The organism is Actinoplanes sp. NPDC089786 (assembly GCF_040684855.1).
Lineage (GTDB): Bacteria > Actinomycetota > Actinomycetes > Mycobacteriales > Micromonosporaceae > Actinoplanes.
The window spans coordinates 26,596-48,899 of the sequence record NZ_JBFBGU010000010.1; the positions used below are offsets into that span (position 1 = coordinate 26,596).

Annotated in this window: 22 protein-coding genes; 6 read left to right on the top strand and 16 right to left on the bottom strand. The window is 72.7% G+C overall.

Annotation, left to right across the window (positions count from 1 at the left end):
* Nucleotides 1–19 precede the first annotated feature (19 nt).
* Both AB0O15_RS26255 and AB0O15_RS26260 read right to left on the bottom strand, forming a co-directional pair.
* A complete protein-coding gene (locus tag AB0O15_RS26255; protein ID WP_364323315.1) occupies nucleotides 20–769 on the bottom strand; it encodes a hypothetical protein in 750 nt (249 codons plus the stop codon).
* Nucleotides 760–1,086: a PadR family transcriptional regulator gene (locus tag AB0O15_RS26260; RefSeq protein ID WP_364323317.1), complete on the bottom strand. Its 327-nt coding sequence runs from the start codon at nucleotides 1,084–1,086 to the stop codon at nucleotides 760–762. Before AB0O15_RS26260 ends, AB0O15_RS26255 begins: the two co-directional genes overlap by 10 nt.
* 89 nt (nucleotides 1,087–1,175) lie before the next feature.
* On the opposite strand from AB0O15_RS26260, the gene allB reads away from it, so the two are divergent.
* Together allB and alc are read left to right on the top strand one after the other, a co-directional pair.
* On the top strand, nucleotides 1,176–2,486 hold the full coding sequence (gene allB / locus AB0O15_RS26265) for an allantoinase AllB (RefSeq protein ID WP_364323319.1): 1,311 nt from the start codon (nucleotides 1,176–1,178) through the stop codon (nucleotides 2,484–2,486).
* The gene (gene alc, locus AB0O15_RS26270) at nucleotides 2,487–3,494 is read left to right on the top strand and encodes an allantoicase (protein ID WP_364323321.1); all 1,008 of its coding nucleotides are present in this window, start codon (nucleotides 2,487–2,489) and stop codon (nucleotides 3,492–3,494) included.
* Here alc and AB0O15_RS26275 read toward each other — a convergent pair.
* From AB0O15_RS26275 to AB0O15_RS26295, 5 genes are all read right to left on the bottom strand, one after another.
* Nucleotides 3,476–6,193, bottom strand: a complete 2,718-nt coding sequence (locus tag AB0O15_RS26275; RefSeq protein WP_364323323.1) for a hypothetical protein — start codon at nucleotides 6,191–6,193, stop codon at nucleotides 3,476–3,478. The genes alc and AB0O15_RS26275 overlap by 19 nt on opposite strands.
* Nucleotides 6,194–6,255: 62 nt before the next feature.
* Nucleotides 6,256–6,963 (bottom strand): response regulator transcription factor, encoded by a 708-nt coding sequence (locus AB0O15_RS26280; RefSeq protein ID WP_364323325.1) that lies wholly within the window; start codon nucleotides 6,961–6,963, stop codon nucleotides 6,256–6,258.
* Between the two features lie 41 nt (nucleotides 6,964–7,004).
* The gene (locus AB0O15_RS26285; protein ID WP_364323327.1) at nucleotides 7,005–8,525 is read right to left on the bottom strand and encodes a histidine kinase; all 1,521 of its coding nucleotides are present in this window, start codon (nucleotides 8,523–8,525) and stop codon (nucleotides 7,005–7,007) included.
* On the bottom strand, nucleotides 8,525–8,896 hold the full coding sequence (locus AB0O15_RS26290; protein ID WP_364323329.1) for a hypothetical protein: 372 nt from the start codon (nucleotides 8,894–8,896) through the stop codon (nucleotides 8,525–8,527). Before AB0O15_RS26290 ends, AB0O15_RS26285 begins: the two co-directional genes overlap by 1 nt.
* Before the next feature lie 84 nt (nucleotides 8,897–8,980).
* Nucleotides 8,981–9,727 (bottom strand): transglutaminase-like domain-containing protein, encoded by a 747-nt coding sequence (locus AB0O15_RS26295; protein WP_364323331.1) that lies wholly within the window; start codon nucleotides 9,725–9,727, stop codon nucleotides 8,981–8,983.
* Nucleotides 9,728–9,786: 59 nt separating this feature from the next.
* On the opposite strand from AB0O15_RS26295, the gene AB0O15_RS26300 reads away from it, so the two are divergent.
* Nucleotides 9,787–10,971 (top strand): phosphotransferase, encoded by a 1,185-nt coding sequence (locus tag AB0O15_RS26300; RefSeq protein WP_364323333.1) that lies wholly within the window; start codon nucleotides 9,787–9,789, stop codon nucleotides 10,969–10,971.
* Between the two features lie 4 nt (nucleotides 10,972–10,975).
* Nucleotides 10,976–12,085, top strand: coding sequence for a methyltransferase domain-containing protein (locus AB0O15_RS26305; RefSeq protein ID WP_364323335.1), 1,110 nt, complete (start codon nucleotides 10,976–10,978; stop codon nucleotides 12,083–12,085).
* On the opposite strand, the gene AB0O15_RS26310 is transcribed toward AB0O15_RS26305, so the two are convergent.
* Complete coding sequence (locus AB0O15_RS26310; protein ID WP_364323337.1) at nucleotides 12,067–12,984, bottom strand: SDR family NAD(P)-dependent oxidoreductase; 918 nt, start codon at nucleotides 12,982–12,984, stop codon at nucleotides 12,067–12,069. The genes AB0O15_RS26305 and AB0O15_RS26310 overlap by 19 nt on opposite strands.
* Before the next feature lie 109 nt (nucleotides 12,985–13,093).
* Between AB0O15_RS26310 and AB0O15_RS26315 the strand changes: the two genes are divergently transcribed.
* Nucleotides 13,094–13,759, top strand: coding sequence for a TetR family transcriptional regulator (locus AB0O15_RS26315; RefSeq protein ID WP_364323339.1), 666 nt, complete (start codon nucleotides 13,094–13,096; stop codon nucleotides 13,757–13,759).
* A gap of 4 nt (nucleotides 13,760–13,763) precedes the next feature.
* Here AB0O15_RS26315 and AB0O15_RS26320 read toward each other — a convergent pair whose 3' ends face one another.
* The 3 genes from AB0O15_RS26320 to AB0O15_RS26330 form a co-directional block, all read right to left on the bottom strand.
* The gene (locus AB0O15_RS26320) at nucleotides 13,764–14,417 is read right to left on the bottom strand and encodes a response regulator transcription factor (RefSeq protein WP_364323802.1); all 654 of its coding nucleotides are present in this window, start codon (nucleotides 14,415–14,417) and stop codon (nucleotides 13,764–13,766) included.
* Nucleotides 14,414–15,712 carry a sensor domain-containing protein gene (locus AB0O15_RS26325; protein ID WP_364323341.1) on the bottom strand — a complete coding sequence of 433 codons (1,299 nt, stop codon included), beginning with the start codon at nucleotides 15,710–15,712 and terminating at the stop codon, nucleotides 14,414–14,416. The genes AB0O15_RS26320 and AB0O15_RS26325 overlap by 4 nt, the downstream gene beginning before the upstream one ends.
* Nucleotides 15,713–15,783: 71 nt before the next feature.
* The gene (locus tag AB0O15_RS26330) at nucleotides 15,784–17,355 is read right to left on the bottom strand and encodes a phospholipase D-like domain-containing protein (protein WP_364323343.1); all 1,572 of its coding nucleotides are present in this window, start codon (nucleotides 17,353–17,355) and stop codon (nucleotides 15,784–15,786) included.
* A 65-nt stretch (nucleotides 17,356–17,420) separates the two neighbouring features.
* Here AB0O15_RS26330 and AB0O15_RS26335 point away from each other — a divergent pair, with 65 nt between their 5' ends.
* On the top strand, nucleotides 17,421–17,549 hold the full coding sequence (locus AB0O15_RS26335; protein WP_364323345.1) for a hypothetical protein: 129 nt from the start codon (nucleotides 17,421–17,423) through the stop codon (nucleotides 17,547–17,549).
* A gap of 1,101 nt (nucleotides 17,550–18,650) precedes the next feature.
* Here AB0O15_RS26335 and AB0O15_RS26340 read toward each other — a convergent pair.
* The 5 genes from AB0O15_RS26340 to AB0O15_RS26360 all read right to left on the bottom strand — a co-directional run bounded on the left by AB0O15_RS26340 (nucleotide 18,651) and on the right by AB0O15_RS26360 (nucleotide 22,247).
* Nucleotides 18,651–19,064 carry a VOC family protein gene (locus AB0O15_RS26340; protein WP_364323347.1) on the bottom strand — a complete coding sequence of 138 codons (414 nt, stop codon included), beginning with the start codon at nucleotides 19,062–19,064 and terminating at the stop codon, nucleotides 18,651–18,653.
* A 410-nt stretch (nucleotides 19,065–19,474) separates the two neighbouring features.
* Nucleotides 19,475–20,431, bottom strand: coding sequence for an NAD-dependent epimerase/dehydratase family protein (locus tag AB0O15_RS26345; RefSeq protein ID WP_364323349.1), 957 nt, complete (start codon nucleotides 20,429–20,431; stop codon nucleotides 19,475–19,477).
* Nucleotides 20,432–20,433: 2 nt separating this feature from the next.
* Nucleotides 20,434–20,778 (bottom strand): DUF2203 domain-containing protein, encoded by a 345-nt coding sequence (locus tag AB0O15_RS26350; RefSeq protein ID WP_364323351.1) that lies wholly within the window; start codon nucleotides 20,776–20,778, stop codon nucleotides 20,434–20,436.
* Between the two features lie 12 nt (nucleotides 20,779–20,790).
* Nucleotides 20,791–21,264 (bottom strand): GNAT family N-acetyltransferase, encoded by a 474-nt coding sequence (locus AB0O15_RS26355; RefSeq protein ID WP_364323353.1) that lies wholly within the window; start codon nucleotides 21,262–21,264, stop codon nucleotides 20,791–20,793.
* Nucleotides 21,265–21,839: 575 nt separating this feature from the next.
* On the bottom strand, nucleotides 21,840–22,247 hold the full coding sequence (locus AB0O15_RS26360) for a DUF1232 domain-containing protein (RefSeq protein ID WP_364323355.1): 408 nt from the start codon (nucleotides 22,245–22,247) through the stop codon (nucleotides 21,840–21,842).
* Between the last annotated feature and the right edge of the window lie 57 nt (nucleotides 22,248–22,304).

Genomic DNA, 22,304 nt, shown 5'->3' on the forward strand with positions numbered 1-22,304 from the left:
GACGCACGGGTCATCCATCTCACTCGCTCCGGGCGACCGGTTCCCGCCGGAGCCGGCGCACGAGCCACACCGTCGTGGCCGCGAGGATCAGGACGGCCGGTCCGGTGTGGACGGCGAAGACGCCGAGCAGGCTGGGGCCGCCCCAGTCGTCGCGATAGCTCGCCGGGTTGTCGTAGTCGACCACCCAGAACTCGGCGATGCCGCGGACGACCAGGTAGAGCGCCGGCAACCCGCCGGCGGTCAGGCCGAGGAACCGGAGCACCGGGCGCCGCCACCGCTTCGAGACGATCGCCACCACCAGCGCCACCAGCACGGCGACGCCGACAAGCGTCACGATGAGACCGGTGCGCGCCTCGGGCCCCGGATCGCCCTGCACCGCGAGCGGGTGGACGACCATCAGGCCGAAGACGCCGTACGTGCCGGCCCGGGGCAGGGAGCGCCGCCACCGCCGGACGATCAGCGCCACCCAGGGACCGACCGCGCCGGCCAGGGTGAGCGCGCCGAGCACGGTCGCCGGAACCCACAGCACGTTGACGGCGAAACCCTCGCGGTGGGCGATCACCCGGCTCACCGTGGCCACCGCCAGCGCCGCCACGATCAGCAGCCCCTCGGTGTGGGCGTCGCACCGCAACCGGGCCGCGTTGGCCACCACGTCGGCCATGGCCCTGGGCGTGAGCCGGGTGTCGTCGAGCAGGGCGGCGAACTCGTCGCCGTAGCGCCGGCGCCAGGCCGGCGGATGGAGGGCGACGAGGAGCCGGGTCAGGTCCATGCCAGCCGCGCCTTGCCGGTCTCGACGACCCGGGACCAGAGCCGCAACTGGGTCGCCAGGGCGGCCCGCCCGGCGTCGGTGATCTCATAGGGACGGCGCCGATCCTCGCTGGGCAGCGGGGCGATCAGGCCCAGTTTCTCGAGCTTGGCCAGGGATCCGTAGAGGGTTCCCGGGCCGAGCTCGACACCGGTGCGGTCGGTGATGTCGGCGACGATGGCGTAGCCGTGTTTCGGCCCGTCGCTGAGCGCGAGCAGCACCAGCAGGCCGGGCTCGCCGAACCGCGCCAGCCCGCCCGCGTCGGGCGATTGCTTCGTCATGCGGTGCATCGTATCGCGTTACATCGTCTGGCGTAGTAGTGACCTTTGTCGCTCATGCCCGTCGGTGATCGGCCGTTAAGCTCGCAGTCATGATGGATCTCGTCGTCCGGTCCCGCCGGGCCGTCACCGCCGACGGTGAACGGCCGGCCGCCGTCGGGGTGCGCGAGGGTGTGATCGTCGAGGTGGCCGGCTACGACGCGGTGCTCGACGCGGCCGAGGAACACGACCTCGGTGACGACGCGCTGCTGCCCGGCCTGGTCGACACCCACGTGCATGTCAACGAGCCCGGGCGTACCCAGTGGGAGGGATTCCCGACGGCCACCCGGGCGGCCGCGGCCGGTGGCGTGACCGCGATCGTCGACATGCCGCTGAACAGCCTGCCGCCCACGGTCGACGTCGACGCCCTGCGGGTCAAACAGGCGGCGGCCACCGGGCAGTGCCATGTCGATGTCGGCTTCTGGGGCGGCGCGATCCCGGGCAACGCGGGCGCGCTGCCCGGCCTGCACGAGGCCGGGGTGTTCGGGTTCAAGGCGTTCCTGGCCGATTCCGGGGTGCCCGAGTTCCCGCCGGTCAGCCCGATCGAGCTGGCCGCCGCGCTGTCCGCTGTGGACGCCCAGTTCGTCGTCCACGCCGAAGACCCGTTCCACCTGCACGAGGCGGCGTCCTCCGCGGCGTACCCGGATTTTCTGGCCTCGCGCCCGCCCGAGGCCGAACACGCCGCCGTGCGCACCGCCATCGACGCGGCCCGGGCCGGCGGCCGGCGCGTCCACATCCTGCATCTCTCGGCCGCCGGCGCGCTGCCGCTGATCAGGCGGGCGCGGGCCGAGGGGCTGCGGGTGACCGCCGAGACCTGCCCGCACTACCTGGCGCTGGCCGCCGAACATGTTCCGCCCGGCGCCACCGAGTTCAAGTGCTGCCCGCCGATCCGTGAGGCGGCCAACGCCGACCTGCTGTGGGCGGCGCTGGCCGCCGGCGAGATCACCTGCGTGGTCAGCGACCACTCGCCGTGCACGCCCGAGCTGAAGCGGCCGGACACCGGCGACTTCGCGGCGGCCTGGGGTGGCATCGCCTCGGTCCAGCTCGGGCTGCCGGTGATCTGGACGGCGGCGCGGGCCCGGGGCCACTCGCTGCCCGACGTGGTGTCCTGGATGGCGCGCCGCCCGGCCGACCTGGTCGGGCTGAGCCGCAAGGGCCGGCTGGCCGTGGGCGCCGACGCCGACCTGGTCGCCTTCGCGCCCGACGCGTCGTTCACCGTCGACCCGGCCGCGCTCCATCACCGCAACCCGGTCACGCCGTACGCCGGGCAGACCCTTACGGGTGTGGTGCGCGCGACTTGGCTGCGCGGCCGGCCGGTGACCGGCGAGACTCCACACGGCCGGTTTCTGACCAGGGAGAGCTGAATGGACGACACCCAGTACATCGACCTGGCGTCCCGGGCGTTCGGCGCCGGGGTGGTCGCGGTCAACGACGAGTTCTTCGCGGCCGCCGACCACCTGCTCTCGCCGGCCCGGCCGACGCACTCGGCACGCACCTTCGACCACCGCGGCCAGGTGTACGACGGCTGGGAGACCCGGCGGCGGCGGGAACGCGGGAACGACTGGGTCATCATCCGGCTCGGCGCGCCCGGCGTGGTCCGGGGCATCGACATCGACACGTCGTTCTTCACCGGCAACTTCCCGCCGTACGCGTCGGTCGACGGGTGTTCGCTGCCCGGTTATCCCGACGCCACGCAGCTGAAGGCGGCCACGTGGACGCCGCTGGTGTCCCGGTCGGCGCTCAGTGGCGATACCCAGAACCTGTTCACCGTCGACAACCCGAAGCGCTTCACCCACGTCCGGCTGACCATCTACCCGGACGGCGGCGTGGCCCGGCTCCGCGTGCACGGCGACGTGGTTCCCGACCCCGATCTGCTGCCCGAGGTCTTCGACGTGGCGGCGGCCGAGCACGGCGGCCGGGTGACCGCGTGCAGCAACATGTTCTACGGTCACCCCGGCAACATGCTGATGCCCGGCCTGGCCGCGTCGATGGGCGACGGCTGGGAGACCTCGCGCCGGCGCGACGACGGCAACGACTGGGTGACCGTCCAGCTCGCGGCGCCGACCGTGCTGTCGCTGGCCGACCTCGACACCCGCCACTTCAAGGGCAACGCGCCGGGGCGGGCGTCGCTGCGCGGGGCCGACGCCCGCAGTGGTTCGGTGGACGACCCGACCGAGTGGTTCGACCTGATCGAGCCGGTGCCGCTGGCGCCCGACACGCCACACCGGTTCCGGGTGGCGGCGGCGCGGGCGGTGACCCACGTCCGGCTCGACATCTTCCCGGACGGCGGCATGGCCCGGTTGCGGCTGCTCGGCCGGCCCGACGCGGCCGCGCTCGACGCCATGCGGGAACGTTACGAGTCGTTGCGCTGAGCGCGGGCCCACACCGCGGGCCAGTTCCAGTTCGCCGGGGCGCGCAGCGGGCCGCGCGGCACCGGGCGGCCGGTCAGCTCCTTCGGGGTCGCGGCCCGCCACGCCTCGGGTCGTTCCCGCCTGATCGGGGCGCCCACACCCAGGGCGGTGGCGGCCAGAGCCATCGCGCACAGCGTCGGGACGTCCGGGCCGGCCGCCAGGCCACGGGCCAGCGCCGGGTCCTCGGCGGCGACCAGCCGGCCCAGCGCCGCGCGGACCCGGATCGACACCACGTCGACCGTGCGGGCCAGCCGTACCTCGGGCAGCCGGGCCAGCGGCCGCAGCGCGCCCGGCAGCGGCTCGTCGCGGGCCAGCGGCGCGATCCGCGTTCCCATCTTCCGGATCGCCGCCCCCAGCGGGCGCTCGTCGGTCCCGTGCCACAGCTCGCGCACGGTCATCCCGGCCCGGAACGCCCGCCGGCACGCCTCGTCCAGCTCGGCGTCGTCGGCGCGGCGCAGGGCGGTGACCGCCTCGGTGCCGCGGGTGCGGGGCGGCTCGGGCAGGGCGTGCGCCAGGCGTACGAGAACCGGCGCTTCGAGGCCCGACAGCCGGCGGCGCAGCACCGGCCCCACCTCCCGGACCACCCGCTCGGCCGGCGTCGGACGCCGGACCGTCCGCATCGGACGGGCGCCGGGCGGCGGCAGGTCCGGGACGTCCGGGGGCGTCGGCTGCGGCACCGGCAGCGTCGCCACCCACGCCCGGACCGCCTTGTCCTGCCCCGGATCGGGGTCGGCGTTGAACCGCGCCTTGAACTGGTCGATCCGCCAGTGGCCGAACCGCCGCACCAGCTCCACGTTCAGCACGATGCGGCGGTCCGGGGCCCGCAGCGCGAGCACGACGCAGGTGCCCAGCTCGGCCTCGCGGGTGTAGTACGAGCCGTTGAGGCAGTTGCCCATGAAGTCGCTGTACGCGGCCAGATGACGCGGTGTGGTGGCCACCTCGACCCGCAGGCCGGTGCCCGGTACCTCCTGGCCGTCCTGGGCCAGCAGCACCTCGGGCACCGGGAAGCGGCCGGTCAGCGCCTGCGACACGTCGGCCGAGCCGTAGAGGCCGGCCACCAGCTCGGCCCAGCCGCGCGGTTTGCCCGGCACCACCCCGCCCAGCTCGGCCAGGTGGGCGGCGCCGGTCAGGGCGGTGGTGATCGACAGGTACGCGACCGGCCCCGCCTCGACCGGCCCCGCCTCGATCGGCCGCGCTTCGGCCGGCCCGGTGAGCGGGTCCACGGTCGGATAGTCGTCGTCGAAGCCGACCTCGGCCCGCTCCCGCCCGTGCAACCGGGCCACCTGATCGCCGAGCTCGGCCATCCAGACCAGGTCGTCGATCCGTTCCTCGCCGCCGGCCGGTCGCCGCTCGGCCAGCGGGGCGCGGTCGTGGCCCGGCTGGCCCCAGCCGTCGAGGCGCTCCGGCGACACGTAGCCGAACGCCGCCCGCCACTCGGTCATCGGCTCGGCGCCCCAGGCGCGCAGCTCACCGGCCGAGGCCGCGTCCAGCGACCGCAGGCCGTCGGCGAACTCCGCCAGCTCGCCGAGCAGGATCGTGCCCCAGTCCCGGGCCCGCGCGAGCCGCGCCGCGACGTACGCCTCCTTCTTGGGCGTGAGCTCGCCGGTCAGCGTGGGGACGATCTCCATCACCCAGACGGCCGGCCGGGCCGGTACCTTGCCGATTCGCCGGGCCAGCTTGACCGCCCGGTCGGACGGCATCTTGGCGACCAGCCGCAACGCCGCGGCGTACCTTCGCAATGCCCCCGCCAGACCGGTCGCCGTCGCGTCCTCGGCCAGCCGTCCCATCAGCGTCACCGCGAGCGAATCCTGGTAGAGGCGCCGGGCGCCGGACAGCCAGCCGTAGGGCGGGAAGGTGTGCCGGATCAGCTGCGCCGCCCGCGGCTCGCCGTCGTAGTGCCCGGCCACCCAGGTCAACGCCGACACGTCGTCCAGCCGGTGGTAGACCTCGCGCAGGTCGTCGAGGCCGTGGCCGTCCTGTGAGGCGCGCAGCCGCTCGGCCCGCCCGGCGCGCACCCGGTCGGCGCCGACCACCCGCCACAGATCGGCCAGCAACGACAGGCGGCGGGGCTCGGGCAGGTCGCGGGTCAGGCGCTCCAGGTGTACGGCGGCATCCGACGCGAGGCCCGTACCGAACGGATCGATGCCTTCCGGCGCCTCCCACGCGAGCACCTGCTCGAGCTGCTCCGGCCCGAGCACGTCACTGGCCGCCGCGGCCAGCTTGACCGCGCCCCAGCGCCCGTCCTCGACGGCCCGGCCCGCGGCGGCGCCGACCCGCCGGGTGACCCGCGGCCCGAACAACGCGGTGACGATCGCCTCGCGGGCCCCCAGCGCCGACGGGTCGGTGGTCAGCGCGGCCAGCATGGCGTCCCGTCGATCGCCGCGCCCGCCGTCGAGCAGCGCCGACCGGAAGCCGTGCCCCAGATCGACCTCCGCGCCCGCGGCCAGCCGCCCACCGGCGGCGACGAGGTTGCCGAGCGCCCGGACGGCCGCCGCCACCCGGTCCGGCGTGGCCCCGGCCGCGCCGAGCGCGACCGGGGCGCCGGGCGGGGTGCGACCGGCCACGCTGTTGTCGAGCGCGACCGGCTCGCCGGCTGGTCCGGCGAGCCAGAGCCCGCAACCACCCGGCGGCACCACACCGCCAGCCAGACGTACACCCACAACGCCCGATGATGGCGGCCGGCGCCGAACCGCCCAACCGATTTCCCACCCGCGGCCCTCGGTCAGCCGCCACCCTGATCGAGCAGGCCCGCGCGGTGGGCCAGCAGGGCCGCCTGGACCCGGTTCTCGCAGGACAGCTTCTGCAGGATGCGGCTCACGTGGGTCTTGACCGTGCTCTCGGAGATGACCAGGCGTTCGCTGATCGCGGTGTTGGACAGGCCTTGCGCGAGCAGTTCGAGCACGTCGCGTTCGCGGGAGCTGAGCTGCTCCAACAGGGCCATGACGTCGTCGCCCGGGGGAGTGGGGCGCAGCTGGCGCAGCTGGCGCAGCTGGGTGACGGCCTGGCGGGTCACCGGCGGCGACAGGAACATCTCGCCCGCCGTCACCGCACGCAGCGCGGGCTCCAGCTCGTCGGCGGCCGAGCTCTTCAGCACGAAGCCGGCCGCGCCGGAGGCGAGCGCCTCGTCGATGTAGTGCTCGTCGCCGAACGTGGTCAGGATCAGCACCGCCACCGACGACGACCGGCAGATCTCGCGCAGCGCGGCCAGGCCGTCCATGTGCGGCATCTTGATGTCCAGCAGCACCACGTCGGGGCGGTGCCGGATGGCCAGGTCGCGCGCCTCGACGCCGTCACGGGCCTCGGCCACCACCTCGACGCCGGGGATGCCGCCCAGGATCAGCCGGATGCCGCCCCGGGTCAGCTCGTCGTCGTCGGCGATCATCACCCGCCGCACGGCCGGGTCAGCCGACATCAGGTCGCGCCGAGACACCAGAATCAACCGGGATGCGAGAGCCGGCCGCGGGTCGGAAGTCAGTCCACATCGGCGAGTTCCTCCTTCGAGATCAGGGCGCCGGCCCCGAAGCAGAAGCGATATCCCTCGACGCCGGCCGGTCGCAACGTCGGCGCGGCCCGGTAGGCCACGCAATCACCGCCGGCGGGCGCCGCCGGAAGAACCCGGGCCGGGTCGAGCGCGGCGTCCCGGTCCGGCAGCTTCTCCCGTACGTCCACAGCGCTGTCACCCACCCGCACCCGCTCGAAGGTCGCGGAATCGACGGTCTGCTGCCGCACCGCCACCCAGATGCCGCCCGCGCACAGCCCGACCACCACCAGCGCGCTCACCCCGACCACCACGGTCCAGAGCCGGCGCCGCGAATCGACCCGGCGCAGATCGGCGCCGAACTCGTCCGGCACATCCACCGCGCCACCGGACTTCCCGGCGGCCGCCGGCATCGGCGCCACCGCGGTCAGCGGCAGCGTCGCCGCCACCCGGAAGCCGCCGTCCGGCTCCACGCCGTGGTAGAGCACCCCGCCGGCCAGCCGGATCCGCTCGGCCAGACCGTAGAGCCCCTGCCCGCCGCCGGCCGGCCCGTCACCCCGCCGGCCGGGCTCGTTGACCACCTCGGCCACCAGCGCGTCGTCCTCGAACCGCAGCGCCGCCCGGATCGCGCCGCCCCGGGCGTGCCGCAGCGCGTTCGTGACACCCTCCTGCAGCGTCCGGTAGGCGGCGTGCTCGATCATCCGGGGCACGTCGACCGGTGGACCGGAGCGCGTCAGCTCGATCTGGGCGCCGGCCCCGCGCGCGTCGGCGACGAGCTTGTCCACGTCGTGGTCGCCGTCCGGCTCGGCCGACTCGTCCCGCAGGACGGTGAGGATGTGCCGCAGCTCCTCCATCGCCGTCACCGAGGTGGCGTGCAGCAACCGCACCGTCTCGGCCGACTGCTCGGGGGCCGAGCGCAGCGCTCCGGCGTACAGCGAAAGGAGCGTGAGCCGGTGACCGAGCGAATCGTGCATCTCCCGGGCGATCCGGTTGGCCTCGCGGGCCCGGGCGCGCTCGGCGATGATCCGCTGCTGCTCGTTGAGATAGACGGTCCGCTCGTGCATCAGCGTGAGGATCCGGCGGCGCTGGGCCGACAACCGGGCCAGGGTCGCCGGGAACGCCGACAGCACCAGGAAGGTGCCGACGGTGAGCAGCGTCGTCGAGAGCTGGACGGTCCGGTCCCGCAGCCAGAGGCCGCCGACCTGGAGGACCAGGACGGCGGCCAGGGTGCCGGTCAGGCGCCACGGCCCGCGGATCCGGAAACCGGCCGCGAAGGCCAGCCCGAAGGCGAGCAGGAAATCGGCGCGGCCGGGCACGGCCATCGTGGCGGCCGCCACGATCAGGACGGCCGCTGGGAACCGGCGCCGCAGCGCGACCAGGGCGAGGTCGGCCACGGCGAGCAGGGCCGCGGTCACCGGGGGCATCGAGCCCAGGAGCGACAGCCCCGCGGTGGCCGCCGCGAGCGTGGCGGCGAGCGTCGCCTCGTACCAGGGGAAACCCGCCGGCCGAACCATCAGCTCGCGACCCTGATCTGCTTCTTCTCGGCCAGCTTGCCGCCCGCGAAGCAGAACCGGAACAGCGGCCGGTCGCCGCCCTCGGTCAGCGGCTTGACCGCGTAGTAGACGCAGTTCGAGCCGGCCGGTTTGCCCTGCCGCGTCGGGTCCGAGCCGTAGATGTCCGACTCGTCCTCGTCGGGCAGCGGCTCCGGCAACGCCTCCCGCACCGCGGTCTCCTCCCCGCCGACCTGTTGCGCGTCGAACTCGGCCTGGTTGATGGACGATGTGGCGATCTGGTCGCCGATCTTGATTCCGTTGTAGAGGAACCAGCCGCCCACCCCGCACACCACGACGGCCACCACAGCGATGATCACAAATACTTTGCGCATGTACCCAGGCTCGCGGGAAAGATGTCCCGGAACGACCGTCCTCCGGCCGATCATGGGGCAGCCGTCGGTGGTACGAAAGTACCGTCAGGGCAGCGAGACCAGCGCCTGATGGTCGTCGTAGGGCAGGTCGTCCGCGGCCACCGCGAAGATCTCCAGCTCGGGCATGGTCAGCGCCCCGGTGATGGTGGTGGCGAAGGCGGTGTCGGCCGCGTCCCGCCCGGTGGCGATCCGGACCAGGGTCGGCCGCGGCGCCAGCCGGGTGGCGTCCCACACCCGCCACTCGCCGTCCAGCAACGTCTCGGTGACCAGATGGAAGTCCATAGGGGACAGTCCGGGGGCGTAGACCGCGGCCACCCGCGCCGGGATGTCGAGCGACCGGCAGAGGGTGGCGGTCAGGTGGGCGTAGTCCCGGCAGACGCCCTGGCCGGACAGCAGGGTGTCGATCGCGTCGGTGGACGGGCCGCTGGCGCCGGCCTGATAGATCAGGTGCCGGTTGACCCAGTCGACGATCGCCCGCACGGGGTCGTCCGCCCCACCGAACATGCGGGCCGCGAAGCCGCCCAACCGGTCCGACGGGCAGTATCGGCTGGGCCGGAGCGCCTCGATCCGGCCGATCGGCGCCGGCGGCGGTGGCGTCGACACGCGCGCCTGGTAGGAGACGACGACCCGGCCGACCGGCGCCCGGAAGTCGTCGGAGACGGCCAGCGGCCGGCCGTCACAGGTGGCGGTCAGGCTCTCCGACGACGCGCCCGCCGCCGCGATCTGGAGCACGATCTCGGCGGGTGACGTCACGTCGAAGACCAACCGGCACCCGACCTCTGCGGAATTCACGCCGAAACGGTATCCCCGGAGCCCCGCGCGGAAACGTCGCACACGTTACGGTCTCGGTCGTGGGTCGCACAGTGAAACTGGTTCTGCTCGACACCCTCGGTGTCCCGCTCGGCGCGCTGCCGCCGTTCGACGTGTCGGTGCCGTGGTGGCCGGAGGTCGAAGAGGTGGTGGCCGGCGCCCGCTCCCGCTACGGGATCGAGGTCCAGGTGCTGCGTCTGCTCACCGCCTCGGGCGCCACCGCGGCCACCGGCGGCGGCACGGTGACGTATCTCGCCCAGCTGGCCGGGTCGCCGCCGATCGCGGTGGAGCCCGCCGACCCCGACCTGTCGCCGCAGCCGTGCCGCGCCCCGTACGCCGAACCGGGCGGCCCGGCCGCCTCCATCCGCTGGGCCATCGCCGCGCTCGACGCCCTGGGCAGCCCCAACGCCGTCGCCACCCAGCGCAAGACGTGGAACCTCTCCGCCATCTGGCGGCTCGACGTGGCCGGCGCCCCGGTCGCCTGGCTCAAGCAGGTGCCCGAGTTCTTCGCCCACGAGCCGGCCGTGCTCGGCCTGGTCGCCGGGGTCGCGCCCGGCCTGGTGCCGCCCCTGCTCGCCGCCGGTTCCCAGGGCCGGATGCTGCTGGCCCACGTGCCCGGCGAGGACGGCTTCGGGGCCGGCGCCGGGGTGCGCGCCGAGATCGCCGCCGAGTGGCACCCGGTGCAGGAACACTTCGCCGACCGGGTCGACGACCTGCTCGCCGTGGGCCTGCCCGACGCGCGCCTGGCCGTCGAGCCGTTCGCCCGGGTCGCCGCCGGGCATCGGGCCGACGTCGACGGCCTCGGCGAGGTGATCGACGAGCTGCCCCGGCGGCTCGAGCGGATCGCCGCCTGCCGCCTGCCCGACACGATCGTGCACGGCGACCTGCACCCGGGGAACGCCCGCATCCGGTCCGGCGCCCCCGCCGTGATCATGGACTGGGGCGACGCCAGCGTCGGGCACCCGGCCGACGACATCCTGCGCCTGACCGAGGGGCTGCCGGGCACCGAGGCCGAGGCGCTGACCGTGGCGTGGGCGCTGCGCTGGCGTGCCGCCCGCCCGGACAGCGACCCGCAGCTCGCCGCCGAGCTGATGCGCCCGGTCTTCCACCTGCGCCGGGCGGTCATCTACGCGGACTTCGTGGCCAAGATCGAGCCCGCCGAACACCCGTATCACGCCGCGGACGTGCGGGAAGGTCTCACCGCCGCGGTGGCCGCCGTACGGTGAACGGGTGACCGGCAGCGACCGGCGGGCGCGCCTCGTCGACCAGATGCGCACGGCCGGCGCGCCGCTCACCCCCGAGCTGGCCGCCGCGTTCGCCGCCGTGCCGCGCGAGGCCTTCGTCCCCGACGGCTTCCAGCGCCCCCGCGGCGGCTGGGTCACGCCCCGCGACCACGACTTCCTCGACCTCGTCCACCGCGACGACGTCCTGGTCACCAAGGTCGACGGCCGGCTGCCGATCAGCTCCTCGAGCCAGCCGTCCCTGATGGCGATCATGCTGGCCGCGCTCGACGTGCGCCCCGGCCACCGGGTCCTCGAGATCGGCGCCGGCACCGGCTACAACGCCGCCCTGCTGGCCGCCCTCGGCGCCACCGTGGTCAGCGTCGACGTCCAGGACGACGTGGCCGCCCGAGCCACCGCCGCCCTCCGCGGCGTGGGCGTGGAAGGCGTCGAGGTCCAGACCGGTGACGGGTACGCCGGAGCCCCCGGCCACCGCTTCGACCGCGTGATCGTCACCGTCGGCGTGGCGGGCCTGTCACCCCGATGGCTGAACCAGCTCGACCCCGGTGGCCTGGCCGTGGTCCCGGTCGAACACGCCGGGACCCATCCCGTGCTGGCCGTCCGGGGCGCCGCCGCCGGCCCGGTGACCGCCGAGGTCATCTGCCCGTCCGGTTTCATGAGCGCCGCGGGCCCGCTGACCGCGCACCACCAGTTCGCCCACCCGGCGCCGGCCGCCCCCGGCGAGCTGGCCCCGCTCACCCCGGCCTCGGCGCCCCGCTTCGACCCGCCCGTCGACGCCATCACCTACCGCGACCTGTGGTACGCCGCCGGCGTCTGGCACCGCCGAGCCACCCACGCCGCCATCCCCGGCACCGAGCACTCCTGCCTGGTCCTCCTGGATGAGGACCGGGTCAACGGCGCCGCCATCCCGCCCGACGGTTCCGTCCTGACCACCGGCAGCCGCGCCCTCGCCCAGGACGCCGGCGACATCCTGCGCCGCTGGGACACCGAGGGCCGGCCGCCGATGCAGTCGTGGCGGGTGACGCTGGCCCTGGCCGGCCACCCCGAGGCCCCGATCTGGGTCCCGGCCAACTGGAGCCTTCAGCCGCGCGTGAGCTGAGCGACGGGGAACGTCACGCCGGTGAGGTTCTCCGAGAGGGCCCACAGCCGCTGCTGGACGGCCACCTCGTACGACTCGGGGCTGGAGGTGACCAGGCGGGGGTGGCCCTTCACCTCGTTGCGTCCGCCGGGACCGTAGTACTGGCCGCCGAGCACGGCCGGGTCGGTGGCGGCGCGCAGGGTCGCCAGCGCGCCCATCGCCGGTGTCTGTGTGATCAGCGGCGCGAGCCAGGTGAGCGGGAGCCGGAGGGCGGCGGGGGTGTTGCGGGCGAGCTCGGTGCTGGACAGGCCGGGGTGCGCGGCGACCGCGACGGTGGTGCCGTGCGGGGCGAGCCGGCGCTGCAGCTCGTAGGTGAACATCAGGTTGGCCAGCTTGGACTGACCGTAGGCGGCGATCCGGCTGTACGACCGCTCCCACTGGGGGTCGTCGAAGTGGATCGCGGCCCGAATGCGGTGGCCGGTGCTGCTGACCGTCACCACGCGTGAGCCGGGCACCGGCAGCATCAGGTCGAGCAGCCGCCCGGTGAGCGCGAAGTGGCCGAGGTGGTTGGTGCCGAACTGCAGCTCGAAGCCGTCCCGGGTGGTCTGCTTCGGTGTGTACATCACGCCGGCGTTGTTGATCAGCAGGTCGATCCGGTCGAGCCGGGACCGCAGCGCCGCCGCCGCGGTCCGGACCGAGTCGAGCGAGGTCAGGTCGAGCGCCAGCACGGTCACGTCGCCGGTCATGCGGGCCGCGGCCCGCTCACCCTTCTCGACATCCCGTACGGCGAGCACCACGGACGCGCCGCGCCCGGCGAGCGCCTTGGCCGTCTCGTACCCCAGCCCGGTGTTGGCCCCGGTCACGACGGCCACCCGTCCGCGCTGGTCGGGAAGGTCGGCCGTGGTCCACTTCTCGCTCATGTCGAGCCCCTGACTCTCTAACGTACCGAAGGTATCTTGTGCCGACGACGTTAAAGTACTCACGGTACGTTGTCAACGTACCGCAGGTACCTAAGTTAGGCTGGTGATCATGACGTTTCAGCGGGCGCGAACCGAGGAGCAGCGGGAGATCCGCCGGCGGGCGATCCTCGACATGGCGTCGGCGATGCTCGACGAGATGCCGGTGGCCGCGGTCACCCTGAACGAGCTCAGCCGCCGGGTCGGCCTGGCCAAACCGAACGTGCTGCGCTACTTCGAGTCCCGCGAGGCGGTGCTGCTGGAACTGCTCGACCACTTCCTGCGCGAGTGGCTGACCGAACTGGCCGGCGAGCTGGCCGACGGCGTCGACCAGAAGTCACCCATGGCCGGGCGGGCGGCCGCGGTGGCCGAGATCCTCAGCCGTTCCCTCGCCGCCCGGGTGGTGCTGTGCGACCTCTTCGGCGCCCAGGGCAGCGTCCTGGAACACAACGTGTCGGTCGAGGTCGTGGCACGGTACAAGCGCGCCTCCCTGGACCGCCTGACCACCATGACCGACCTGATCCGGAAGTGTCTGCCCGAGCTGGGCGAGAACGCGACCCTGTTCAGCCTGCAGACCATGGTCATGGCCGGCGCGCTGTCGGCCTACAGCACCCCGCCGCCCAGCCTGCTGGCGGCCTACCAGGCCGAGCCCGAACTGGCCCGCTTCCACCTGGAGCTCGAGGACGCCTTGAAGCTGGCCCTGACCGCCACGCTCCTGGGTGTGCTGCCCCGCCGCTGACCTGTCAGCGGGGATTGTCGCTGCGCAGGTAGGCCAGGACGGCCAGGACCCGGCGGTTGGTGTCCTCGGCCGGTGGCAGGTCGAGCTTGCTGAGAATGTTGCCGACGTGCTTGCCGACGGCGGCCTCGGACACGAAGAGCCGGCCCGCGATGGCCGAGTTGGAGTGGCCCTCGGCGATCAGCGCCAGCACCTCGGTCTCCCGGGCCGACAGGCGGCTCAACGGGTCGCGGGACCGGTTGAGCAGCCGCCGCACCACCTCGGGGTCGATCACCGTGCCGCCCGCGGCCACCGATCGCAGCGCCGCCACAAAATCCTCGACGTCGACGACACGGTCCTTCAGGAGGTAGCCGACGCCGCGGCCGGTGCCGGTGTCGAGCAGGGTCGAGGCGTACTCCTCCTGGACGTACTGGCTGAGCACCACGACGGGCAGCGACGGCTGGGACGTCCGCAGCTGGACGGCGGCGCGCAGGCCGTCATCGGTGTGCTCGGGCGGCATCCGGATGTCGGTGATGACCAGGTCGGGTGTGGTCGCGGCGACGGCCGAGACCAGCGCGACGGCGTCACCGACGGCGGCCACGACCGAGAAGTCGAACCGGCCCAGCAGGCCGGCCAGACCCTCGCGCAGCAGCACGCCGTCCTCAGCCAGGACCACTCTCACCGGCACGGCAACTCCACGCGCACCAGGGTGCCACCCCCGGGCGGAGAGGCCAGCAGCAGCCTGCCCCCGGCCGCCGCGACCCGGTCGGCCAGCCCGGTCAGGCCACTGCCGGCGGTGGGGTCGGCGCCGCCGGCGCCGTCATCGCGTACCTCGAGGATCAGGTCTTCTCCGTCCCAGATCACGCGCACCTCGACGTGCTGGGCGGCCGCGTGCTTGGTGACGTTGCCGAGCGCCTCCGAGGCCACGAACCAGGCCGTGGTCTCCACGTGCTCGGGCGGGCGGGTCACCACGTCGGGGGCGATGACCATCACCGGCAGCGGCGCGCGGTCGGCCAGTTCGCGCAGCGCCGGCATCAGGCCGAGATCGCCGAGCACCTGGGGGCGGATGCCGTGCACGATGTCGCGGAGCATCACCATCAGGTCCTTCGCCTGGTCGTGGGCCCGGTTCAGCGGCTCGGCGGCGGGCGAGCCGGCCGGCAGGTCGAGGCGGGCCATGCCCAGTTGCAGGGTGAGGCTGGTCAGCTGGTGCTGGGCGCCGTCGTGCAGGTCGCGCTGGATGCGGCGGCGTTCCGCCTCGAACGCGTCGACCAGCCGGGCCCGGGAGCGGGCCACCTCGCGCAGGGCGCCGGAGGTCCGGTCGTTGTCACCGAGCAGGGCCCGCGCGGCGGCGGCCTGGGCGGCGGCCACCCCGCCACCGAGGTAGGCCAGCGGCGGGATGAGCACCAGACCGATCACGGAGGCGATCGCCGCCTCGCCCGGCGTGTCGATGGTCATCGAGCCGAGCTGGATCGCCGACGAGCCCACGGCGAACAGCGGCGCGGTCAGCAGCGCCAGCTCGATCCCGGTGATCACGACCAGCACGCCGTAGACCACGGGCACGACCAGGGTGAACAGCAGCCCGTAGAGCAGCTCGCGCCACGTCGCGGCCTCGCTGTAGCGCAGCCGGAGCCAGGCGATCGGGTCGCTCGGCGCCGGCCGGTGCGCGCTGCGGACCTCCCGCGGGTCGAGCAGCCCGAGCCGCCGCCGTTCGATCGCGGCCAGCGGCACCGCGACCAGCGGGCCGAACAGCGCCAGCACCACGACGCTGACGACCATCAGCAGGTAGTTGTGGTAGTGCGGAAGCTGCCCGTTCCGCAGGTCGCTGAGCGTCACCAGCCACGGCAGGGCCAGCAGCCAGCTGACCGCGGCCACCGGCGCGGCCACGATCACGGTGGTCACCATGTAGAGCAGGGACCGCCAGGGCCAGGAAGAAAGCAGGAAACGCCGGGTACGCAGGGCCGGCCAGATGCTGGACATGCCGATCACGGTAGGCAATCGGCACCGCCCGCCACGAGCCGTCCAGCCCTAGGACCCGGGTATGCCCAGCCCTACCAGTTGCCGGCCCGCCGGTCCCGCCGCGGGCGCCCGTCCGGGTCATAGATCAGCTGGTAGGCGGGCGTCGCCCAGGCCTTCGTGAACCACGACAACTTGCCCGTCTCGTGCGGCACCAGCCGGCCCGGCGGCCGGGCACCCCGCTGTCCGCCGCGATGCCAGTCCCGCAGCCGGTCCGCGGTCGCGTTCACCCGGCGTACCGTCTCGTCCGGGTCCACCAGGCCCTCGTCGTCGGACGCGTCGAGGTGTTCCCGCAGCAGCCGGAGCCGCAGATCCCGCGCGAAGCGGCGGGCGCCGTCGCCCAGACCGGCCGGATCGGCCGGGGAGCGGCCGTCGACCGTCTCGTCCAGGATCGAGCACGACAACTCGCTGTCATGCGTCCACGACCGGCGGTTGAAGTTGTCCGACCCCACGGACGCCCAGACGTCGTCGACCACGCACACCTTCGCGTGCACGTACACCGGCGTGCCCTGATGGTTCTCGACGTCGAACACGTGCACCCGGTCCGGGGCGGCCTTCCGGCACAGCGAGATCGCGTGTTCCCGGCCGACCTGGTTGGGCGGCAGCGCGAACCGCCCGTCCACATCCGGGTGACGCGGCACCACGGCGATCAGGTGCAGGTCAGTGTGCTGGCGCAACGACTCGGCGAACAGGTTGGCCACCTCGCGCGACCACAGGTACTGGTCCTCGAGGTAGATCAGCCGCCGCGCCCGCTTGATCGCCTTCGTGTACCCACGGGCGACCGTCTGCTCACCGAGCTTCGCGAACGAGTAGGCCGGCCGCATCGCCGGGTAGGTCCGCAGCACCTGAATCGCCAGCGTTCCCACCTGCGGCGGATCAGGCGGCTGCTCGGGCAGGTGGTCGGCGCTGAGGTCGGCGTGCCGCAGCTTGTCCTGGATCGTGGAGATCGGCCCGTGCTGATCGAGCGGCGCCGGGTCGGTCCAGCGTTCCCGGAAGGTCAGGTCGAGCGCCCCCACGATCGGCCCGCGCAGCAGGAGCTGCACGTCATGCCAGGGTGGATGCTCGCCGTAGGCCTTGGCCATCACCACCGCCTGCGGGTCACCGGCGTGGTCAGCGTTGTCCCGCCGGCTGTGGCACAGGTCGATGCCACCGGCGAACGCCAGGTCGTCACCGTCCTTGCGCCGGATCACGACCAGCTTCTGGTGATGCGAGCCACCCCGCCGTACCCGCTGGTCGAGCAGCACCTCGCCGCCGGCCGCGGCCACATCGTCGGCCAGCGACCGGTTCTCCTCCTCGGAGTACGCGAACTTGTCCAGGTGCGAGCGCCACAGCAACCCTTTGACCACCACCCCACGCTTCGCCGCGGCGGCGAGCAGTTCGGCGATCGTCGGCCCGTCGTCCCGCATCCGCTGGTCCGGGTCACCCCGCCAGTCGGTGAAGAACAACGTGTCGCCCTCGCCCAGGGTTTCCACCTCGGCCACCAGCCGGTCAAAATACGTTTCACCGTGTATCAGCGGTTCAGCCGTGTTTCCGGCGGTCCAGGTGGGTATGGAGGAGTCCGGGTTGCCGCGCTCCTCGCTGGTGAGGAACCAATCAGTAAGCGGCACGCCCACACGCTAAGCCGACCGTGCCGATTCTGCATGTCGACCGCCCCTCTTCCGAGGAGATCACCATGAGCTCCGAGCCCATCACCACCCCCATCGCCTCCGAGCCCGCCGCCTCCTCCGAGCGGGGCCTCCTGATCGCCATGGCCATCCTGGTCCTGACCGGCGTGGCCGCCATGCTCCTCATGACCAGCTGACCCACCCAACGACAAGATCAAGAACGCGATGTCGCACCTGGGCGGGTGGCCCTGACCGTCGCTCCCGCCGAGGCTGGGCTCCCGGCTCCAGGCCGCAGGGCGGCCAAAACAGAGCCGCGACCCCTTCATTCTGCGTAAGTGGTCACCCTCTCCAAGACCACCAGCCACCCCGCGAACCCACCCCAACCGCCCAACGCCGACTCGCCACTACAAAGGCTCCGGAGCGCCACTCTCCCGTCGAGCAGAACCCCGGCGCCCGTAGCCCGCGGGCCGCGCCCGCCCCAACGGATTCCCCACAACCCGCCCAGCGTCCGAACAAGCCGCCGCCGCGCCTCACCCGCGCTCGGGTTGCCCACCTAGGCTCCCCGTGAGCCCCGGTCGTGCGCCTGCCCCGTGCGCTTGGGTCGACGGCTCGGCCGGCCCGCGTCTCGCCTCTGCGTCTTCCCCCCGTGTCTCGTGCGCCTGGATCGGCGTCTCGCCCGCGCGCGTCGGTCCTTAATTCTCCCGTCGAGTGCCCACGCCGCGCTGTACCTCGCCGTGCGAGCTTTCGCAGGCTGGCGACCATTGCGCCCCGCCCCGCCGTGACGCTGGCCACCTACTTTGCGGCCCTTTGCTCTGCGCACATATAGGCACCGCTTCGATGGTGGCGGTATCCGGATGTTGCCGGTATCCGAGTGTTGCCTATATGTGCGCAGAGCAAAGGAGCTCAGGGCGGTGGTTGGCCTGGCGTATTGCCCATGCTCGCTCACACACGGTGTCGGTGAGTTTCGGTAGTTCGCCATCGCCCGATGGCGTGGCGTCTGTGCTGGTCATGATGTTTGCGGTGGCTAGGTCGCGTGGGTGCTGGGTATGACCGAACGGATCATGGCCGCAACAGCAACAGCGGCTCGAGCAGTGACTGGGGCAGCGGCAGCGGTCACTGGCAATGTGATTGGTGTGCGCCGCTGGACGCGGTCGTCGGGCACACACCGAGGTCGACGCCGGATTCGAGCACGAACGGCAATCCACGAGGGCAGTCGCGCCGGACTGAAACGACTGGTCGACCGTCAGGTTCTGACCCAGACGGAACCCGGCACGGACGTCACGGGCCGGGTCGGACGGTCAGCGAGTGCCGTCGACGATGCAGAAGTCGTTGCCCTCCGGATCGCGCATCCAGGCGTGGGCCTCGAAACGCTCCTTGACGGTTGCGCCCAGAGCGGTGAGGCGGTCGATCTCAGCCCGCCAGTCCGCGGACGCGATGTCGAAGTGCACGGGGGTTTTCGATCGCGGCTCGAGTTCGACCTTCTGGAAGCAGACCTCGAGGTGGGGGCCGTCGAGGATGACGACCGGATCGGTCTCCGGCGTGAGGCCGAGCGAGGCCAGACGGGCGACCTCCTCGTCGTCGTAGGGCCGGATGTCGAAATCGTCCAGCGCCTCCGCCCAGAACCGGGCCAGCGCGGACGGCGTCTCGCAATCGACGACGACCTGCTTGAGACGTGCCATACCGGGCTCCCAACGTGTGTGCGGTTCATGCATCGTCAGCAGATCAGTCTTGCTCAGCCCTCGCCGGATCAGGGGGCGGGATCGCGGTGCTCCGTAGCCCACCGCGTCGGCGACACCGGCGAGCCGCCCGAACCGGGGCTGCGACGCGCGAGCACGAAAGCAGTGGGCCCGACGAGGAGCAGCGGGCGGTGGCGAGGTTGGGGCGCGGCGTGGAGTAGCGGGGCGGTGGAGGGGTTGGGGCGCGGAGCGCCTGGAGGGTGACCACTTACGCAGAATGAAGGTCGCGCGGCTCTGTTTTGGACGCGCCAGCGGCCAGGAGCCGCGCGGCCGGCCTCGGCGGGAGCGACGGTCAGGGCTCCCCGCCCAGGTGCGACATCAAGCTCTTGATCTTGATCTGGTTGGGACGAAAACAGGGCCTTGGCGGGAGTTGCGGTCAATGATCTTCAGAATTCTTGTCCGCCGACGTCCACCTGGCCGTTGGCGGCGAGCCAGCGGACCGATTCGCGCAGCGTCTCCAACACCGTGTACCTGGGCGAATAGCCCAGAACGTCGCGGGACCGGTCGATGCTCGCGGCGATGTTGCGGTGGCCGTGATCGCGGGACGTCGCGGCGTGATCGGCGCCGACGCGGGTCTCGAACTCGGCCCACGACACCATGTCGAAGGCCGGCTCGCGACCGAACCAGGCCGCCACGCCGGTGGCCAGGCCGCGCATCGTCATGGCCTGGGCGGCCACGGTGTGGAAGCTCGAACCGATGGCGGCGGGGCGGGTCAGGGCGCGTTCGAAGGCCTGGGCCACGTCGTCGGCGTGGACGTGGTGCAGGACGCCGAGGCCGTTGTCGGGCAGGGGGAGCGGCTTGCCCAGCGCGAGCGTGGTCCAGACGGTCGGGTCGAGGTTGCCGGCGGGGGTGATGACCGGCCAGCCGGGGCCGGAGATGTGGCCCGGGTGCAGGACCACGCTGGGCACGCCGCCGGTGCGGGTCTCGCGGTGCAGCAGGGACTCGATGTGCATCTTGGCGACGCCGTAGTCGCCGTAGGCGGTGCGCGGCTCATCCTCGGTGATCGGGGAGCGCAGCGCGGGGCCGTGCACCCAGATCGTGCCGCAGTGCACCAGCAGCGGCTTGGTCGGGCGCAGCGCGTCGAGCAGGTCCTGGGCCTGCTGCGGCGTGAAGCAGACCAGGTCGATGACGGCGTCCGCCTCGAACGCGGCGACCCGGTCACCGAACGAAGCGGTCTCGCGGTCGGCGGTCACGCGCTGTACCGACTGCCATTCCGGGGACGGGTGGTAGGGATCGCGGCTGCCCCGGCTGAGCGCGATCACCTCGTGGCCGGCGCGGACCAGCCGCGGAACCAGGTAGGTGCCGATGTGGCCGGTGGCGCCGATGACGACGACTCGAGACATGCCTACAGTTTGCGCCGCCCGGCGAACCCCAGGTCAACCCGGTGGTACCAGGACAGCTCGGCGTCGCCCTCCAGCCAGCACAGCAGCACCGGCACCCCGTCCAGGTCGGCGGGGAAGTCGATGAGCAGCGGCGCCACGCCCTTCAGCTCGGCGCCGGTCTGCTGGACCTCGGTCATCAGCTCGTTGAGCCGGGCCTCGGCCGCCTTGCGTTCGGGAAGCCCACCCAGCGGCGTAGGCGCCCCCGACGCCAACTCCACCATGTCAGCACGCACCGTGACCATCTCGTCAAGCATCGGCAGCAACCGGACGAGCTCAGCCCGAGCCTCGTCAACCGTGAACAACCCCATGCCGCCATCCAATCATTCGAGCCGAAGCACGCACTCCTCGATCTCCTCCCGCCGCGCATTCGCGAACCCGGTCTCCGTCCCCACGACCACGAACCCGTTCTTCGCCAGCACCCGCAACGACCCGGCGTTGTCCGCCGCGGCCCGCGCGACGATCGGCCGGGTCCGCACCTCGTCGAGCATCAGCTTCACCGCCCGCCCGGCGATGTCCCGCCCCCAGAACGCCCGATCCACCCAGTAGGTGAGCTCGGTCTCACCGTCCTGCACGAACGTGGCGATGGTTCCCACGAACACGCCGTCCAGGGTGATCGCGCGCTCCTGAACCCCGGGCCACACCGCGATCCGCGCCCGCTGCGCGTCGAAGGCGACCCGGTCATCGGGATCGTCCGCGGTGAATGCCGCCATCCGCACCGATTCCGGGTCGCGCATCTGCGCGAACACCGCGTCCATGTCCGCCTCACCCAACGCCCGCAACGCCACCTCAGCCATGCCCGTCCCCGTCGCCGTTCGCGTCCGCAGTGATTCGCCGGAAGTCAGAGATCAGGATCTCGCATCCGAGGGGGTGGCGCTGACCGCAACTTCAAGATCAAGAGCATGATGTCGTTGCTGGGTGGGTGGTGCAGACCGCAGCTCCCGCCGAGGGCGGCCACCCGGCTCCTGGCCGCTGGCGCGTCCAAAACAGAGCCGCGCGACCTTCATTCTGCGTGCGTGGCCACCCTGACGGCGCTTCGCGCCATCCTCGTGCGGTCGCGCCATCTGGCCAGCGCATGGTGTGCATCCCCGATCCTCATCGGGCAGGGTCACGGTCGGCATACTTGATCAAGTGCTTCGCCGCGCCGACGTCATCAATGGCTCGCGGCCTGAGCGTCACCCGCCCCCGACTGATGCCTGGTGGCTGACACCACGGGGCTTCCACGCATATCGACCTGCCGGACGGGGTTCCTGCCTGAGTCTCTCGCGATTGACCACGGCACGGCCTGCCTAGGCTTCGCGGCCGGCGGCGAGGCCCGCGAGGTTGGCGACGCCCGCCGGGCGGTCCGCGAGTGGGTGTTGAGGGCGTTGTGTCACCGGGTGAGTCCGGTGAGGCGGATGAGGGCGGCGAAGCCGTCTTCCGTGCCTGGCCACTTCTCTCGGACCGCGGCGAGTCCGGCGTGACGCACGACGGAGCGGAGCACAACGATGACGATGATCGCGTCGTCGGCGTAGCCCAGGACGGGGATGAAGTCGGGTACGAGGTCGAACGGGAACGCCAGGTAGGCCAGGAGAAGACCGAGCCGCACACGCACCCCGCGGGGCAGCGTCGGGTCGGCGGCGAGCCGGCGCAGCAACCGCAACACGTCGGGCAGCAGCCGGAGGGCTTCCTTGATCTGCGCCGTCCCGGGCTTGGCGACCAGGAGCGCGACCACCAGGGCGAGCCACCCGAGCAGCAGACCCGCGCCGACACCGATCAGCGTCTGCCACCACCAGGCCATCGCGCCCGCTCCTCCACCACACGTCAGAAACGGAGTCAGGAGCAAACAGATCCGCGC